The organism is bacterium, from assembly GCA_027622355.1.
Classification (GTDB): Bacteria; UBA8248; UBA8248; order UBA8248; family UBA8248; genus JAQBZT01.
Genome location: JAQBZT010000030.1, coordinates 1 through 15,262, shown reverse-complemented (window position 1 = coordinate 15,262; position 15,262 = coordinate 1). Strand labels below are relative to the sequence as shown.

Genomic DNA, 15,262 nt, shown 5'->3' with positions numbered 1-15,262 from the left:
TTTCCCTGGACGACGCGGGCCAGGCCGCAGAGCTGTTCGGAGACGATCGGGTTCCGCTTGTGGGGCATGGCGGAGCTTCCCTTCTGTCCCTTGCTGAAGTACTCCTCGGCCTCGCCCACCTCGGTCCGTTGCAGGTGGCGCACCTCGGTGGCGACGCGCGCGATGCTCGCCGAGATGAGCGCCAGCGCCGACATGAACTCCGCGTGGCGGTCGCGCTGGATGATCTGGCTGCTCACCGGCGCGGCCCGAAGGCCGAGGCGCTTGCAGACCTCCTCCTCGATATCGGGCGGGATGTGCGGGGCGGCCCCCACCGCGCCCGAGATGGCGCCGACGCGGATCGTCTCGCGGGCGCCCCCCATCCTTTCTTCGGCCCGGCCGAATTCCTCGCACCAGATGGCGATCTTGAGGCCGAGCGTGGTGGGCTCGGCGTGCATCCCGTGGGTGCGGCCGACCATCGGCGTGCGCCGGTGCTCGCAGGCCCTTCGCTTGAGGGTCTCCCGCAGCCGGGCAAGGTCCGCCAGGATGATGTCGGCGGCGGCGACCATCTGCAGGGCGAGCCCGGTGTCCAGGACATCGCTGCTCGTCATCCCCAGATGGATGAAGCGGGAGGCCGGTCCCACGTTCTCGGCTACGTTCGTGAGAAACGCGATGACATCGTGCTTCGTGGTTTTTTCGATCTCGCGGATGCGCGCGGGGTCGAAGGCCGCCTTTTTCTTGATCTCGGCGAGGGCCTCGGCCGGGATCTCCCCGCGCTCGGCCTGAACCTCGCAGACGGCGATCTCCACATCCAGCATCCGCTGGATCTTCTCCCGCTCTTCCCAGATTTTGGCCATCTCGGGCCGGGTGTAGCGCGGTATCAACGGGCATCCTCCCGAAGCGCGGTGCCTGCGCCGAAAAGGGGGGAGGGCGCGTGCTGCGAGGCGAGATGGAGCGCCGCCGGGCCGTTTTTGTGCGCCTCGGCCCTTTGAAGGAGGGCGCCCATCGCCCGCTCGCGGATGAAGCCTCCCGCGTTGTTCTCCTCGCTGATGTGGGCGCAGACCACCCACTCGAGATCGGAGGTGGCGATCTCCTCGAGGAGCAGGCCGGCGTCCTCGTTGTTGAGATGGCCCAGCTTTCCGCGGATGCGCTGCTTTACGTGCCAGGGGTAGGGCCCATCCTGCAGCATGTCCAGGTCGTGGTTGAATTCCAGCACCACGCCGTTCACCCCCATGAGTTTTTCGTGCAGGAGCCGGGTCGCGAAGCCGATGTCGGTGGCCAGCCCGATGCGGTAGCCGTCCTCCGCTTCGAGAATCAGCCCGAAGGGGTCGGCCGCGTCGTGCGGCGTGCTGAAGGGGACCAGCTTCACCGGCCCGATGCGGAGCGGGACGCCGACTTCGACCTCGTGGAAGCGGGGGATATCCGCCAGAAGATGCGCGCCCGCGGCGCGGGTGGCGCGGTTCGTCCAGACGGGGATGTCCCAGCGGCGGGCCATCGTCCGCACGCTGCGGATGTGGTCGGAGTGTTCGTGGGTCAGGACGATGCCGAGCAGCTCCTGGGGCAGGACGTCGAGTTCGGCCAGATGTTTTTCGATGCGGCGCGCGCTGATGCCGGCGTCCACCAGAAAACAGGCCCCTCCCTCGCGCACGAGGGTGGCGTTCCCTTTGCTTCCGCTGGCCAGAAGAGCGATCTCCACCGCGGCGTCTCCTGAGAGGACGAAACCAAAAGACTTTTGAGGCGCGTTTGGCTGCGCTTCCGGCCCTTCGGCTACCTGGATGGAATCAGCTCCCCCTTCAAGCGCTCCCAATAGCGCTGGGTGCCCTCCTCGATGGAGAGGAAGGGCGCCGCATAGCCGGCGCGGCGAAGCTTGTCCATCTTGGCTTGCGTGAAATACTGGTAACGCGGGCGGATTTCGGGCGGTGTGTCAAAGAATACCACGTTGGGTTCGCGCCCCAGGGCGGCGAAGGCGGCGTGCGCCAGATGGAGGAAAGTGCGGGCTTCCCCCGTCCCCAGGTTATAAATACCGTCTGGAACGCCTTTTCTCAACACATGACAAAGTAGATCTACCACATCGTCCACGAAGACGAAATCCCGTTTCTGGTGACCGTCGGGGATTCCCTCTTTATGGGAGCGGAACAGGCGGATGCTCCCCTTTTCCAGAATGTCCCGGAACGCCGTATTCAGGACGCTCGCCATGGGGCCCTTGTGGGCCTCGGCGTAGCCGTAGACGTTGAAAAAGCGGAACCCCGCCCATTTCGGGGGACGCAGGGCCTGCCCCTCCGTGAGGGCCCAGGCGTCGAAGCGGAGCTTGGACCACCCATAGGGGTTCAGCGGACTGAGATTCTCGGGCGGGGCATCGTCGTCGAAATCCTCCTCGCCCGCGCCGTAGACGGCGGCGCTGCTCGCGTAATAAAGGGGGACTCCCTTTGCGGCGGCCCACTCCCAGAGCCGGCGGGTGTAGGCGGTGTTGATTTGCGCCAGATAGCCTTCATCCGTTTCGGCGGTGTCGGTGCAGGCGCCCATGTGGAGGATGGCCTGAAGGGGCGGGGCCTTTTCCAGCCAGCCGAAGAATTCGTCCCGGTCCACGATGCCGGCGGCGGGGCCTTTGCGGTAGAGGTCCGCGATCTGGGTCCTGCCGGTGAAGTAGTCCGCCGTGTCCACGGCGATCACCCGCTCGCCCTCGGCGATGAGTCTGGCCGCCAGCCGGGCGCCGATGAAGCCGGCCGCGCCGGTCACCACAATTCCCGCGCGCTCGGCCGCCACCCTCAGGCGCCCTCCCGGGGCGGGGCGTAGCGCTCGATGATGGTATCCACGATGCTGGAAGTCGAGAAGCCCTCGATGAAGGGGAGGACTTCGACCTTGCCCCCGAAGGATTCGACCGCCTCGCGGCCGACGACCTGATCGGGCGTGTAGTCGCCCCCCTTGACGAGGATGTCGGGCCGGACCGCCTCGATGAGGGCGAGGGGGGTGTCCTCCGCGAAAAAGACGACCGCATCCACGCAGGCGAGCGCGCCGAGGAGCTCCGCCCGCTGGGGACCGGCGATGAGGGGCCTGCCCGTGCCCTTGAGCTTTCGGACCGAAGCGTCGTCGTTGAGGCCGACGATGAGGAAATCCCCCAGCCGGCGGGCCTGCTGAAGGTACTGGATGTGGCCCACGTGCAGAATGTCGAAGCAGCCGTTCGTGAAGACGACCTTCCGCCCCTTGGCCCGCTCGATCTGCAGCCGGGCGGCGAGGTCTGTCGCGCGGAAGAGCTTCGCGCCTCTTCCCGGGTCCTGGCCCATCAAGGCCGCCTCAAGTTCCTCGCGGCTCAGGGTGGCCGTGCCCACCTTTCCGACCACGATGCCGGCGCCCAGGTTGGCGAGGCGCACGGCCTCCTCGGGCGCTGCGCCGCCGAAGAGGGCGAGGCCGAAGAGGGCGGCCGCAGTGTCGCCCGCACCGGTCACGTCGTAGACATCGAGGGCGCGCGCGGGCTCATGACAAAGGGTCCCGTCTTTTCCGAAGAGCGTCATCCCCCCGGCCCCCTGGGTGAGAAGAATCCATTCGGCAGCGGCCGCCTCGAGGAGCTGCATTGCGGCCCGCTCCCGTTCGGCGGGGCTTTTGACGGGCAGGGCGGTCGCCTGGGCCAGCTCCGCGAGGTTGGGGGTCAGGGCGGTGGCGCCGCGGTATTTTCCATAATCGGTTCCCTTGGGGTCGGCCACGATGCGGATGCCGCGCGCGCTCGCCGCTTTCGTGATCGCCTTGAGGAAGCCGGGGGAGAGCACTCCCTTGAGGTAGTCCGAGCAGATGACGCCGTCCATCCCATCGAGCGCATCGGGAAGAGAGGCGATCAGGTTTTTTTCGGCGTCTGACGAGAGATATCCGGCCCCCTCCTTGTCCACGCGCAGGACGTGCTGGCCGCGGGCGATGAGCCGAGTCTTGCAGGAGGTGGGCCGCTCGCCGGTGCGGTGGACGTGCCGGGCGGAGATGCCGGCCTCCCGGGCCAGCGCATCGAGACGATCGCCCTCGGCATCCTCTCCGGCCACCCCCAGAAGACGCACCTCGCACCCGAGGGCGGAGAGATTGTGGGCGACGTTGGCCGCCCCGCCCAGCACCTCGTTCTCGGACTGCCAGCGGAGCACCTGGACCGGGGCCTCCGGCGAGATGCGGTCCACCTCGCCCCAGACGTAGCGGTCGAGGATCAGGTCCCCCGCGACGAGAATCCGCGGTTTTTTGCCCTCCAGCAGGCGCGGCAGGAGCTGGCTCACGCTTTCTCCCCGTCCGTGAAAGCGGCTTCCACCCGGTGGCAGATAAAATGAATGATGGCCTTCTGGGCCTCCTGGATGAAATCGGTGTCATCCGAGGGAATGATCGCGGCGAGTTCCGCGCGCTCCGCGGCAGGTCCCCCGCCCTTTCCCGAGAGGGCGCAGGTCACGAGCCCCATCTTTTTTGCCTCATCGAGGGCGGCGATGAGATTGGGGGAGTTGCCGCTCGAGGTGAGAGCAAGCGCCAGGTCGCCCGGTTTGCCGTGGCCCGCGATTTGCCGGGAGAAGACCTGATCGAAGCCGAAGTCGTTGCCGATGGCGGTCAGGGTGCTGGTGTCGGTGGTGAGGGCGATGGCGGGCAGGGGGCGGCGCTCGCCGAGGAACCTTCCGACCAGCTCGCCGGAGAAGTGCTGGGCGAGGGCGGCGCTCCCCCCGTTTCCAAAGACGAGGATTTTTCCGCCTTTTTCGAGGCAGCCCACCACCGCCCGGGCGATGGGTTCCACCCCGGCCGGCAGGGCGCTCTCGCCCAGGGCAGCGTAGCGCTTGCCCCGGTCGGCCAAGAATTCCTGTGCGGAGAGTTTCACCGGTTCCTCAAGCTCCCTGGCCAATCGGTCGGCCTTCGCGGGGCGAGGGCGGATGGGAGAGTTTCCTGCTGAAGCGACTTTATCCCAGGCTGTCTGCCTTTTCAAGAACTCAAGAGGGGGGCCATTCCGACTCGGCGAAGCTGAAGAAGCCCGAGCGGCCGATGATGACGTGGTCGAGAAGGGGAACTCCCAGGAGATGTCCGGCCTCCCGGAGGCGGGCGGTGAAGGCGCGATCCTCCACGGAGGGGGCGGGCTCGCCGCTCGGATGGTTGTGGGCGCAGACGACGGCGGCGGCGCGCTCGCGGAGGGCGGCGCCGAACACCTCGCGCGGATCGACCGAGGTTCCCATCAACGTGCCGCGGGAGATGGTCGTCTCGCGCAAAAGACGGTGCTTCGCATCGAGCAGGAGCAGGCGAAATTCCTCGTGGGGAAGGTGGGCCATGGCGGGGGCGAGGTAGCGGTAAACATCGGCGCCGCCGTGAAAAGCCGGCCTTTCGCTCTCCTCCTTGCGGAGGGCGCGCCGGCCGATCTCGAGGGCGGCCTTGATCTGGGCGGCCTTGGAGGGACCGATGCCTTTGAGATCGCAGATGTCCGCCACCGGTGCGGCTTCGAGGGCGGCCAGGCTTCCGAAGCGATCGAGAAGGGCGATGGCCAGATCGAGGGCGGAGACGCCCTGATCCCCGGTGCGCAGAATAATCGCGAGCAGCTGGGCGTCGCTGAGCGCATCGCTTCCTTTTTCCAGCAGGCGCTCGCGCGGGCGCTCGGAGATGGGCCAGTGTCGGATGGAGTTCCGGCGGGCGCTCACTGGTTCGAGGGTTCCTGGAACCGGAAGGGGGAGAGGGAGTTCCCGCCCAGGAAGCGGCCCTGGCTGCTCGTTTGCCGGCGGCTCTTGAAGGCGGGCGCGCGCGAGCCCTCCAGAAGGCCGACCAACTCGATCGTAAAGAAGATTTCGCTCTCATCCCGGGTGTCGGTGATGGTCACCGCAAAGCCCCAGCAACAGCCCTTGTAGCGGAGGATGACCGTTTGCTCGAGGGTGAGGTTTTCCACCTTGTTGATCCGCGTGGCGTACTCGATGAACCATCTCGGCGTGATGGCGATTCCGGCCGCGAGATTCACGGAGCTCTCCTCGCCCTGGGCGAATTCGCCGGGTTGTAGCCGCTTCCAGGTCCGATCAATGTTCAGGAACCAGTTGCGCCCGCCGTTGAGCTGAAAGCCGGTCGTGTGCGACATGATCTTGCCTACATAGACGTTGTATTGTTCCTCGTGCGTAAGCCGGAGCTTGGAGAAGGGGCGAGACTGCACTATCAGGGCGACATTTCCGAAAGGCCGTTTTTTTCTCTCGGGATTCTGCGTACGGCGCGCCTCGGCGATGTCGAAGGACTGGTTCAGATCGACGGAGACCAGCTGGCGGGTCTCGAAGCCGCTCTCTCCGCGGATTTTGGTAAGTATGCGGTTGTTGATGCCGTAGGAGATGGTGTTCACGTCTCCAAGCGAGTCCACTCCGTCAATGGGGATGATGAGGCGCCTGTCCTGGGCGTCCATGGCCGGGATGTATGTGTAGCCGCTGCTCAAGGAGACGATGTGTTTGAAGCCCTGGAAGGGGCCGATCTCGGCGGGATATACCCGGCTGAAGCGGGGGCCAGAGACGTCGATGCCCGCCTCCCACAACTCGCGGGAGAGGCCCGATTCGGCGATATCCTCCCGGTCGGGATTGTTGGGGACAGCGGGGTTTCGCTTCTGCGCTGTCCAGTAGGTTTCGAAGAAGCCAACTCGCGGCGTGACGCCAAGCCAGGGAACCGTCTGGATGGGGACCTGGAACTGCGGGGCGAAGTGAATCCGCGTCAGATCGGTGGTCCTTTCATTTTCAAGCCGATGAAACGATATGAACGATGATTTCTGATTGTAGTAGAAGTTGCTCGTTCCCAGCTGCTTCTGGTTGATGTCGAGGCTGATTTCGGGGAATTTCTGGAAGATCTGCCCGTCCTTGTCCACGAGGCCTTCCTGGCGGCGGGCCCCCGCTTGCAATATCCCGGAGAGCGAAGAAAAGCTGCGCGTGTAGAAAATGGAAGAGTCCGTGTTCTGGCGCGTGCGCTCGGCGAGATCCCCCTCGAGCGAGCGGTCGAGCTTGTCCCGGCGGGAGATGTCGATCTTGGCGTCCACACTGCCCCCGAGAAGGGCTGAGTGGTGGGCTCCGCGGATGTCCATGAAGGTGGTGTTTTCCAGCTTGTCCTTGAGGTAGGAGGCGAAGATGTTGCCCGAGGTGCTGTTGCTCAGGATGTAGCGGTATTCCCCCGTAGTCTTGACACCTCTATTGCTGAGATAGCCCACCCCGAAGGTGGCGTCCGACCAGCGGTTGATGGCCCAGAAGAATTCCTGCTGGTGCTGATAGCCGTTCCTGCTGCCGAATCCGATGATGGGTATGAGCAGACCGGTGGCGCGCTTTGATTTGACGGGGACGACCATCCAGGGAAAGGCGGCCACCGGTACGCCGGAAATTTCAAAGACCGGTGTTGAAAGCTGGGCGTATCCCTCGATCTGGAAGTTCGTTTTCCGGGACGCAAAGAGCCAATCGGGCCGGTCTCCTTCGCAGGTGGTGAAGGTGCCCCTTATGATTTCGTAGCGGTCTTCAGAGACTCTCCGGATCACTTCGGCCTTGATGTAGTACGTGGCGCCCAGGTAGCCCCTCGCGTCGTAGATCGTCACTTTCTCGCTGTCGAGGTTGAACTCGATCCGGCTGCCCACGAGCCGGTCGTTGCCTTGCTGAAAGACGATGTTCCCCGTGGCGACGCCGTCGCGCGTTTCGGTCTGGATTTCGACGTAGTCGGCCTGGATCCGGTTGCCCAAGAAGCGGATGTCGGCGAAGCCTTTACCGACCACGCGCTTTCGCGCGCGGTCCTCACGCATCTCGTCGGCGGTGAAGGCGGCGCTGGCGCCCGCATCGCGGAGGAACCGTAGCCCCTCCTTGTGTAGAATCTGGGGGCCAGGGATTTTACGTGTTTTAGAGGGCGTGCCGATGACCGGGGCGGGGGGGAGAATAGGAGTACCTGTTTTCTCGGAAGCGGAGGGAGCGGCAATCGAGATAGAGGGAAGGGCAATCGAGATGGAGAAGAGGAACAGAAGTGGCGCCATGAAAATGAAGCGCAGCTTTCGATCAAAGGCGAGGGTTTTGTGCATGCTCATCATCTGGCCGGTTCCGGCGGTGTCGGGGCCCGCAAGTGCATGAAATTCAAAAGTATCGGGATAAAAAAATACGGCGCATTATGACGTTGCGAAGCACAGATGGCAACGCGGGAGGCCATTTTACGGTGCGGGCGAGGGTTCTTCTTCCTGGGGAGCGGGGCTGTCCTCCTTTTGCGTCCGCTGGCGGTGAAGGATGGCGAGGAGCGGCCCCGAGGCGGCATATCCGATCATGACGAGAAAGGCCACGACCTGGGGAATGGCCGCGGCGACGAAAAGTGTGAGCACAGCCCCCACCAGGACGCGGAATGGGTGTTTAAGCCTTCCGCCGAAGCGCTTGAAGCTCTGGTAGCGGATGGTGCTCACCATCAGAAACGCGAGGATGTAGCCGAACGCAGCCGTAACGGCCAGCGGGATATAGGTGCGCAGGGACAAATCCTCCGCCAGGAAAACGAGAGAAGCCAGCACGCCGCCGGCGGCCGGAATCGGGAGGCCGCGGAAGTCGGAGGTGCCGCCCTCTCCCGTCAGGGCGAAGACGTTGAAGCGGGCGAGGCGCAGGGCGCCGCACGCGGCGAACACGAAGGCCGCCAACCAGCCGATCCGGCCGTAGGGCGCCAGCGCCCAGGTGAAGACCAAAATGGCCGGCGCAATGCCAAAGGCCACAAGGTCGCAGAGCGAATCGTACTGAAGGCCGAAAGAGCTTGCGCTCCGCGTCAGGCGGGCGACCGCCCCGTCGAGGCCATCGAGTACGATGGCGATGAGGATGGCGAGCGAGGCGGTCCAGAAGTCGCCCTGGATCGCCTTGATGATCGAGTAGAAGCCGGTGAAGAGGCTTCCGGTTGTCAGAAGGTTGGGCAGAAGAAATATCCCGCGCTGGAGCGAGTGGCCCCGGCGGCCCCGGCGCCTTCTCCGGCGGCGGGAGATGGTCCCCTGAATCCTATCCTTGATTTTTCCGGGCAATGATCGTTTCTCCTCCGCGGACGCGATCCCCGACCCGGCAGCACGCCGTAAAGCCTTCGGGGAGGTGAAGGTCGGTCCGCGATCCGAACTGAATCAGGCCGAAGCGCTCCCCCATGGGGAGGCGGTCGCCGACCCGGGACCAGCAAACAATTCGCCGGGCCAGCACGCCGGCAATCTGTACCACCCGGAAATTCTCGCCCGCGTCGGTCTGAATGTCCAGAGAATTCCGCTCGTTCACTTCAGAGGCGTCTTCCCTGAAAGCAGCGACAAATCGGCCTTTTTGGTACTGGATGCCCCGTATTTCGCCCGCCACGGGCGAGCGGTTGATGTGGACATCCAGGGGGGAGAGGAAGATGCGGATGACCTCTCCGCCGCACGCCCCCGGCGCCACGGCCACCACCCGGCCATCGGCCGGGGCCACCACCGCCGTAGGGTCAGCCGGCGGGGTCCGCTCGGGATTGCGGAAAAACGCCGCCACGGCGCACGCGAGAACAACCAGCGTCCCCGCCGCGATGCCGCTCCAGAGGAAACCCGCGAGAAAAGCCGCGATCAGAAGACCGGCAACATAGCGCCATCCTTCGCGAGCGATGGGCAGGCGGCGCCTATTCTCTTCCGTCATTCGGGGTCATCCCTTGCTGCTCTTCAGCGTCTTCGGGCCGCGGGACATGGCGACCTGGCCCGATCGGGATATTTCCTTGATCCCGAACGGCCGCAGCAAATCGAGAAAGGCGGCGAGCTTGCCGGAGTCTCCCGTGGCTTCGATCACGAAAGTGTCCATCGTGACATCCACGATGCGCGCCCGGAAAATCTCAACGAGTTGAAGGATGTCGGTGCGCTTCGACTGGGCCGCATTCACCTTGATCAGCATCATCTCGCGTTGAACGCTGTCGTCCTCGGAGAGGTCGAGCACCTTGATCGTGTCGATGAGCTTGTCGAGCTGTTTGCGGATCTGCTCGAGTATCCGGTCGTCTCCGCGGGTAACCAGCGTGATCCGCGAGATGGACGGATCCTGGGTGGTGCCCACGCAAAGACTGTCGATGTTGTAGCCGCGAGCGCTGAACAGGCTCGCCACTTTTGCCAAGACCCCGAACTTGTTCTCGACGAGGACGGCAAAAGAGTGCGTCTTTTCTTTTCCGTTTTCGGCGTGTTCGTTCATCAGTTCAGCGGCTCCCAGTCTGAGGGCATTTTCTCGTAGGGAAGGGCGATCATGCCCGTTCGCGCCATTCGGGAGATCCCGTATCGCTCCAGCGCCTTTATAACGGTATACACCTTGTGATCATTGCCGCTGATCTCCAGCGTGATCGTTTCGTCCGACATGCCGATGACGTTTGCGCCGAAGGCGTTCGCGAGCTGTATCACCTCGTTTCGCTTTTCGGAACCGGCATAGATGGTCGCCAGCACAAGCTCCCGCGTGATCGAGGTGTTGTAGTTGAGCTGTGTGATCTCCTGCACGTCGTACAGCTTTCCGAGCTGCTTGGCGATCTGCTCGAGTTCGGCGTTCTCGCCGAAGGCGACGATGGTGATGCGGGTCGTCTCGGGGTTTTCGGTCGGTCCCGCGGCGACGCTCTCGATGTTGTAGCCCCGGCGGGTGAACAGGCCCGCCACATGGGAGAGAACGCCCGCGTGATTGTTCACCAGCACGGAAAAGATTTGTCTCATTTCGCCTTGTCCACTTCCGCCGGTGCCAGCTGCATTTCATTGTTCCCGGCTCCGGCCGGCACCATCGGCCAGACGTTCTCCTCCGGGTTCACGTGGAAGTTCATGATGACGGGGCCGTCGATCTCCGCCGCCTGTTCGAGCGTGCTGCGCACGTCGTTCACGTCGCGGATGTTGAATCCGCGGACGCCGTAGCCCTCGGCGATGAGGGCGAAGTCCGGGTTTGTCGGGTAGTGCGAGTGAGAGTAGCGCTTTTCGAAGAAGAGCTCCTGCCACTGCCGCACCATCCCGAGATAAGTATTGTTCAGGATCGCCACCTTGACCGGCACGTTGTAGTGCGAGGCGGTGGCCAGCTCGACGAGCGTCATGGCGAAGCTGCCGTCGCCATCCACCAGCCAGACGTCCTTCTCCGGCCGGCCGAACTGGGCGCCGATGGCGGCGGGAAGGCCGAAGCCCATCGTGCCCAGGCCGCCCGAGCTCACCCAATTCCGTGGTTCGTTGAATTTGTAGAACTGCGCCGCCCACATCTGGTGCTGTCCCACGCCGGTGACGACGATGGCGTCTCCGCGCGTCAGGTCCTGGATCTGCTCAATCACATACTGCGGCTTGATCGTCCCGTCCCAGTCGTAGTGGAGCGGATGCTCCTGCTTCCAGGTTTCCACCTGCTGAAGCCATTTCTTGTGAGGCTTGTTCTTGGCCCGCTGGTTCAGGATGCGCAGGACGTCCTTTACGTTTGCCAGGATGGGGATGTCCGTCGGAACGCGCTTGCCCAGCTCGGCCGGGTCGATGTCCACGTGGACGATGATTGCGTTCGGGCAAAATTTCGACACATTGCCCGTCACCCTATCGTCGAAGCGCCCCCCGAGGTTGATCAGCAGATCGCAGTCGCCCAGCGCGAAGTTGGCGTAGGCCGTGCCGTGCATGCCGGGCATGCCGAGCGAGAGGGGGTCGGTCCCCGGAAAACCGCCAAGGCCGAGCAGGGTGTTGATCACCGGGATCTGGCCCTTCCGCGCGAACTGGGTCAGGTCCTCCGCCGCGTTCGCCTTGATGATGCCGGAGCCGGCCAGGATGAGCGGCTTCCGCGCGCTCTCGAGAGCCGCGAGCAGCTTCTCGATGGCCGCCATGTCCGGCTCGGGGAAAACGCGCGGCGCGGCGGGCGAGAGGTCCTGCGCGCCGGCCGGCGTGTATTCGGTCTCCTGAATCTGAATGTCCTTGGGAATGTCCACCACCACGGGGCCGGGGCGGCCGGTCGTCGCCACCCGGATGGCCTCGCGGATCACGTGCTGCGTGTCGCGGACATCCTTGATCAGCCAGTTGTATTTCGTCACCGGAATGGTGCACCCGTAGGTGTCCGCCTCCTGGAAGGCGTCGGTGCCGATCATCGGGGAGGCCACTTGGCCGGTGATGGCGATCATCGGCACCGAGTCCATGTAGGCGTTCAGCAGGCCGGTGATGAGGTTCGTCGCGCCCGGCCCGGAGGTGGTGACCACGACGGCCACCTTGCCGCTCACGCGGGCGTAGCCGTCCGCCATATGGGCGGCGCCCTGTTCGTGCCGGGTGAGGATGTGCGGAAAATCCGCCTTCATCAGCTCATCATAGAAGGGCATGATGGCGCCGCCCGGGATCCCGAACGCCATGTCGATGCCGTGCGCCTTGAGTTCCTCGATGATGATTTGGGAAGCGTTCAGTTTCAAAACTGTATCTCCTCGTCGAATCTGCCTTCCGCAGGCGCCGCCCGGTTAGTTGTCGGGCAGGGCGCTGAGCTTTCGCTTCGCTTTTTTCTTGTTCCGCTCGTCCCGGAGGATCATGTCCTTGATCGCCCCGCCGGCCGGAACCATGGGGAAGACCAGCTCGTCCGGGTCGATCACCACGTTGAGAATGAATGGGCCTGGCGTATCGAGCATCTCCCGGATGGCCGGGCGGAGATCTTCCCGCTTTTCGATGTGAAGGCCCTTGGCGCCGTAGGCGTCGGCGAGCTTCACGTAGTCGGGCGACACTTCGAGGCCGACCTCGCTGAAGCGCCGGTCCATGAAAAGGTCCTGCCACTGGCGCACCATGCCCAGGCCGTAGTTGTTCAGGATGAATACCTTGACCGGAATGCCGTACTGGACGGCGGTGGACAGTTCCTGAAGGACCATCTGGATGCTTCCGTCGCCGGCGATGTCGATGGCGATCTTGTCCTTGCGCGCGATGGCGGCGCCGATGGCGGCGGGGAAGCCGAAGCCCATCGTGCCGAGGCCGCCCGAGGAGATGAACTGCCGCGGGTAGGTGAAGTTGTAGTACTGGGCGGCCCACATCTGGTGCTGGCCCACTTCGGTGGTGATGACGGCCCGATCGCCAGCTTCCTGGCTCAGGGCGAGGATGGCCTCCTGCGGCTTGATGGGGGCATCCTCCGGCGCATCGAAGGTGAGGGGATACTCCTTCTTGAGGCGCTCCATCCGTTTTCGCCAGAGAGGGCGTTTTTGTTTTTTCACCAGCTTGATCAGCTCGCGGAGCACCTGCCTGGCGTCCCCCACCACGGGGATGTCCACCGGCTTGTTTTTCCCGATGCTGGTCGGGTCGATGTCGATGTGGACGATCTTCGCCCGCGTGGCGAACTCGGACACCTTGCCCGTCACGCGATCGTCAAAGCGCGCTCCCACCGAGATGAGAAGATCACACTCGCAGGTCGCGAAGTTGGCGTAAGCCGTTCCGTGCATCCCCAGCATTCCGAGGGAGAGCGCGTGCGCGCTCGGAAAAGCGCCGGCGCCGAGCAGGGTCCACGTCACGGGGATGTCGGCCGTTTCGGCGAGCTTGAGGACTTCCTCGTGGGCCTCGGCGTGAATCGCGCCGCCGCCCACGTAGAGGAGCGGCTGCTTGGACTCGGCGATCGCCTCGGCGACCCGCTGGATCTGCCGGGGGTGGCCCCGCGTCGTGGGCTTGTAGCCGCGGATCTCGATCTTCTCGGGGATCTCGAAGATTGCCTCGCCGAAGATGATGTCCTTGGGCAGATCGACGAGCACGGGGCCGGGCCTCCCCGTCCGGGCGATGTAGAAGGCTTCATGGAGCGTGGGGGCCAGATCCTCGATTCGCTTCACGAGATAGTTCTGCTTGGTCACGGTTCGCGTCATGCCGACGATGTCCGCCTCCTGGAAGGCGTCGTTTCCGACCATGGTGGTGGCGACCTGGCCGGTGAGGCAGACGATGGGCACCGAGTCCATGAAGGCGTCGGTGATGCCGGTGATCAGGTTGGTGGCGCCGGGTCCTGAAGTGGTGAGGCAAACTCCGACCTCTCCGCTGGCGCGGGCGTATCCCTCGGCCATGTGGGCGGCACCCTGCTCGTGCCGCGTGAGGATGTGCTTCAGCGTGCTTCTTTTGAGGAACAAGTCGAGCAAGGTGAGGAGCACGGCGCCCGGGTGGCCGAAGATGTACTTCACCCCCTCGTGCTCAAGCGCGCGGTAGATGATCTCGGCGCCGGAAATCTTCTTGGTTTTCAGCCTTGTGGCCACTTCTGACTTGGAGCTCACGGCCATTCTCTCCTTGCCGTCCCCGCCGGGGCAGGGAGGCGATTCGTCCGGGTCTGGTAAATCGGGCGTTTTCAGGCAGCTAAATCAGGGGGCGAAGGGTGAAAGCGCACCGCCCCCCAAGTACGACAGACTTCGCTGCCTTCGAAACCGCCACCAGATCCATCTGGCCGTTACCCCAAAAAGGAAGGGAGGGGAAACGCCGTTCCCGGCGAAGCCCCCAAAACAAAACAGCGGCATTATAGGGAGTTGTCCGAAATGGGTCAACATCCCAGATTCCAGAACCTTATCGGAGGAACCCAGAATTTCCTTGAGGATCAGGAGACGCCGAGCGCCGCGAGCTGGGTTTTCAGCGCCAGCTTCTCTTTTTTGAGACGCTTTATCTCCATCTCCTGTTCCTGCGAGAGGATATGCTCGGCCTCGATTTCGCGAACTCGCTCATCGAGTATGGTGTGCTTCGCCTTCAGCGCCTCGATGTCGACTCCGCCTTCCGCGTTGCTCGTGAGTTCGTTCTCTTCCTGGGTCTCCATGACGGTATCCCCCTGATTATTAAAGCGTTAATGGATCCAAAATAAAAGGGTCCCGTAAGTGGTTGGCCACTGTTTCTGTATGACCAACCTAAGGGAATCCCCGTGTGCGGTCAAGCCTATTTTTTCTCCCACTCGGTCTCGGCTCGCGGGCGGCGGAGATAGGAGGGACCCATCTCGGGAGCTGCCCCAGGCGCTCCGCGCGAGATGGCCTCCCAGACGAGTTTTGCCACAGCGCCCGGGGCCGGCCCCATGACCATGTGGGCGGTCCTGCCCGTTGGGGCCGGGAATTTCTCCATGATGACGGCTTCCTCCTCGCCGGAGAGGAAAAGAATCTCCCCCTCGGCGGGAAGCGGAAAATCCTCCGGCGCCCGGACGGCGTCGTCCATCTCACGCGGGCACGCCCCGCTTCGGATGGGACCGAACAAGGCGGTGAACACCTCCCCGTGCCGGGCATCCCGGTAGGGGAGCAGCCATCGTGGAAGAGCCCTGCCCGCTTCCATGAGGAGATCGAGCGCCCCGCGCGCCATGGCCTCCATCGAGGAGATGCCGTGGAGCGGCCGCCCCAGTCCCTGCGCGATTCCCTTCCCGGTGGAGACGCCGATGCGAAGGCCGGTGAATGAGCCCGGCCCGAGTGC

Annotated in this window: 15 protein-coding genes; all 15 read right to left on the bottom strand. The window is 64.1% G+C overall.

Going from position 1 to position 15,262, the window contains the following annotated elements; translation table 11 throughout:
• The coding region (purB, locus tag O2807_03290) for an adenylosuccinate lyase (GenBank protein MDA0999529.1) at window positions 1–860 on the bottom strand (860 nt) is incomplete at its 3' end.
• Window positions 857–1,672 carry an MBL fold metallo-hydrolase gene (locus O2807_03285; GenBank protein ID MDA0999528.1) on the bottom strand — a complete coding sequence of 272 codons (816 nt, stop codon included), beginning with the start codon at window positions 1,670–1,672 and terminating at the stop codon, window positions 857–859. The genes purB and O2807_03285, both read right to left, overlap by 4 nt.
• Before the next feature lie 71 nt (window positions 1,673–1,743).
• Entirely contained in the window at window positions 1,744–2,739 is a 996-nt protein-coding gene (rfaD, locus tag O2807_03280) for an ADP-glyceromanno-heptose 6-epimerase (GenBank protein ID MDA0999527.1), read from the bottom strand.
• 2 nt (window positions 2,740–2,741) lie between these two features.
• A complete protein-coding gene (rfaE1, locus tag O2807_03275; GenBank protein ID MDA0999526.1) occupies window positions 2,742–4,220 on the bottom strand; it encodes a D-glycero-beta-D-manno-heptose-7-phosphate kinase in 1,479 nt (492 codons plus the stop codon).
• A complete protein-coding gene (locus O2807_03270) occupies window positions 4,217–4,801 on the bottom strand; it encodes an SIS domain-containing protein (protein ID MDA0999525.1) in 585 nt (194 codons plus the stop codon). The genes rfaE1 and O2807_03270 overlap by 4 nt, the downstream gene beginning before the upstream one ends.
• A 109-nt stretch (window positions 4,802–4,910) precedes the next feature.
• Entirely contained in the window at window positions 4,911–5,606 is a 696-nt protein-coding gene (gene radC / locus O2807_03265) for a DNA repair protein RadC (GenBank protein ID MDA0999524.1), read from the bottom strand.
• Window positions 5,603–7,984 carry an LPS assembly protein LptD gene (gene lptD / locus O2807_03260; protein MDA0999523.1) on the bottom strand — a complete coding sequence of 794 codons (2,382 nt, stop codon included), beginning with the start codon at window positions 7,982–7,984 and terminating at the stop codon, window positions 5,603–5,605. The genes radC and lptD overlap by 4 nt, the downstream gene beginning before the upstream one ends.
• Before the next feature lie 117 nt (window positions 7,985–8,101).
• Complete coding sequence (gene pssA / locus O2807_03255; protein MDA0999522.1) at window positions 8,102–8,938, bottom strand: CDP-diacylglycerol--serine O-phosphatidyltransferase; 837 nt, start codon at window positions 8,936–8,938, stop codon at window positions 8,102–8,104.
• On the bottom strand, window positions 8,916–9,557 hold the full coding sequence (locus O2807_03250) for a phosphatidylserine decarboxylase (GenBank protein ID MDA0999521.1): 642 nt from the start codon (window positions 9,555–9,557) through the stop codon (window positions 8,916–8,918). The genes pssA and O2807_03250 overlap by 23 nt, the downstream gene beginning before the upstream one ends.
• A 6-nt stretch (window positions 9,558–9,563) precedes the next feature.
• Window positions 9,564–10,094: an acetolactate synthase small subunit gene (gene ilvN / locus O2807_03245; protein MDA0999520.1), complete on the bottom strand. Its 531-nt coding sequence runs from the start codon at window positions 10,092–10,094 to the stop codon at window positions 9,564–9,566.
• Window positions 10,094–10,597, bottom strand: coding sequence for an acetolactate synthase small subunit (gene ilvN, locus O2807_03240; GenBank protein ID MDA0999519.1), 504 nt, complete (start codon window positions 10,595–10,597; stop codon window positions 10,094–10,096). Before ilvN (O2807_03240) ends, ilvN (O2807_03245) begins: the two co-directional genes overlap by 1 nt.
• Window positions 10,594–12,288 (bottom strand): biosynthetic-type acetolactate synthase large subunit, encoded by a 1,695-nt coding sequence (gene ilvB / locus O2807_03235; protein MDA0999518.1) that lies wholly within the window; start codon window positions 12,286–12,288, stop codon window positions 10,594–10,596. The genes ilvN (O2807_03240) and ilvB (O2807_03235) overlap by 4 nt, the downstream gene beginning before the upstream one ends.
• A 45-nt stretch (window positions 12,289–12,333) precedes the next feature.
• On the bottom strand, window positions 12,334–14,100 hold the full coding sequence (ilvB, locus tag O2807_03230) for a biosynthetic-type acetolactate synthase large subunit (protein MDA0999517.1): 1,767 nt from the start codon (window positions 14,098–14,100) through the stop codon (window positions 12,334–12,336).
• A gap of 314 nt (window positions 14,101–14,414) precedes the next feature.
• Window positions 14,415–14,627, bottom strand: coding sequence for a YdcH family protein (locus tag O2807_03225; GenBank protein MDA0999516.1), 213 nt, complete (start codon window positions 14,625–14,627; stop codon window positions 14,415–14,417).
• 116 nt (window positions 14,628–14,743) lie between these two features.
• The coding region (tsaB, locus tag O2807_03220) for a tRNA (adenosine(37)-N6)-threonylcarbamoyltransferase complex dimerization subunit type 1 TsaB (GenBank protein ID MDA0999515.1) at window positions 14,744–15,262 on the bottom strand (519 nt) is incomplete at its 5' end.

Coding starts and splice junctions, on each gene's coding strand:
- lptD (MDA0999523.1), bottom strand. CDS start 7,984: ATGATGAGCATGCACAAAACCCTCGCCTTTGATCGAAAGCTGCGCTTC.
- O2807_03225 (MDA0999516.1), bottom strand. CDS start 14,627: ATGGAGACCCAGGAAGAGAACGAACTCACGAGCAACGCGGAAGGCGGA.
- ilvN (MDA0999519.1), bottom strand. CDS start 10,597: ATGAGACAAATCTTTTCCGTGCTGGTGAACAATCACGCGGGCGTTCTC.
- O2807_03250 (MDA0999521.1), bottom strand. CDS start 9,557: ATGACGGAAGAGAATAGGCGCCGCCTGCCCATCGCTCGCGAAGGATGG.
- ilvN (MDA0999520.1), bottom strand. CDS start 10,094: ATGAACGAACACGCCGAAAACGGAAAAGAAAAGACGCACTCTTTTGCC.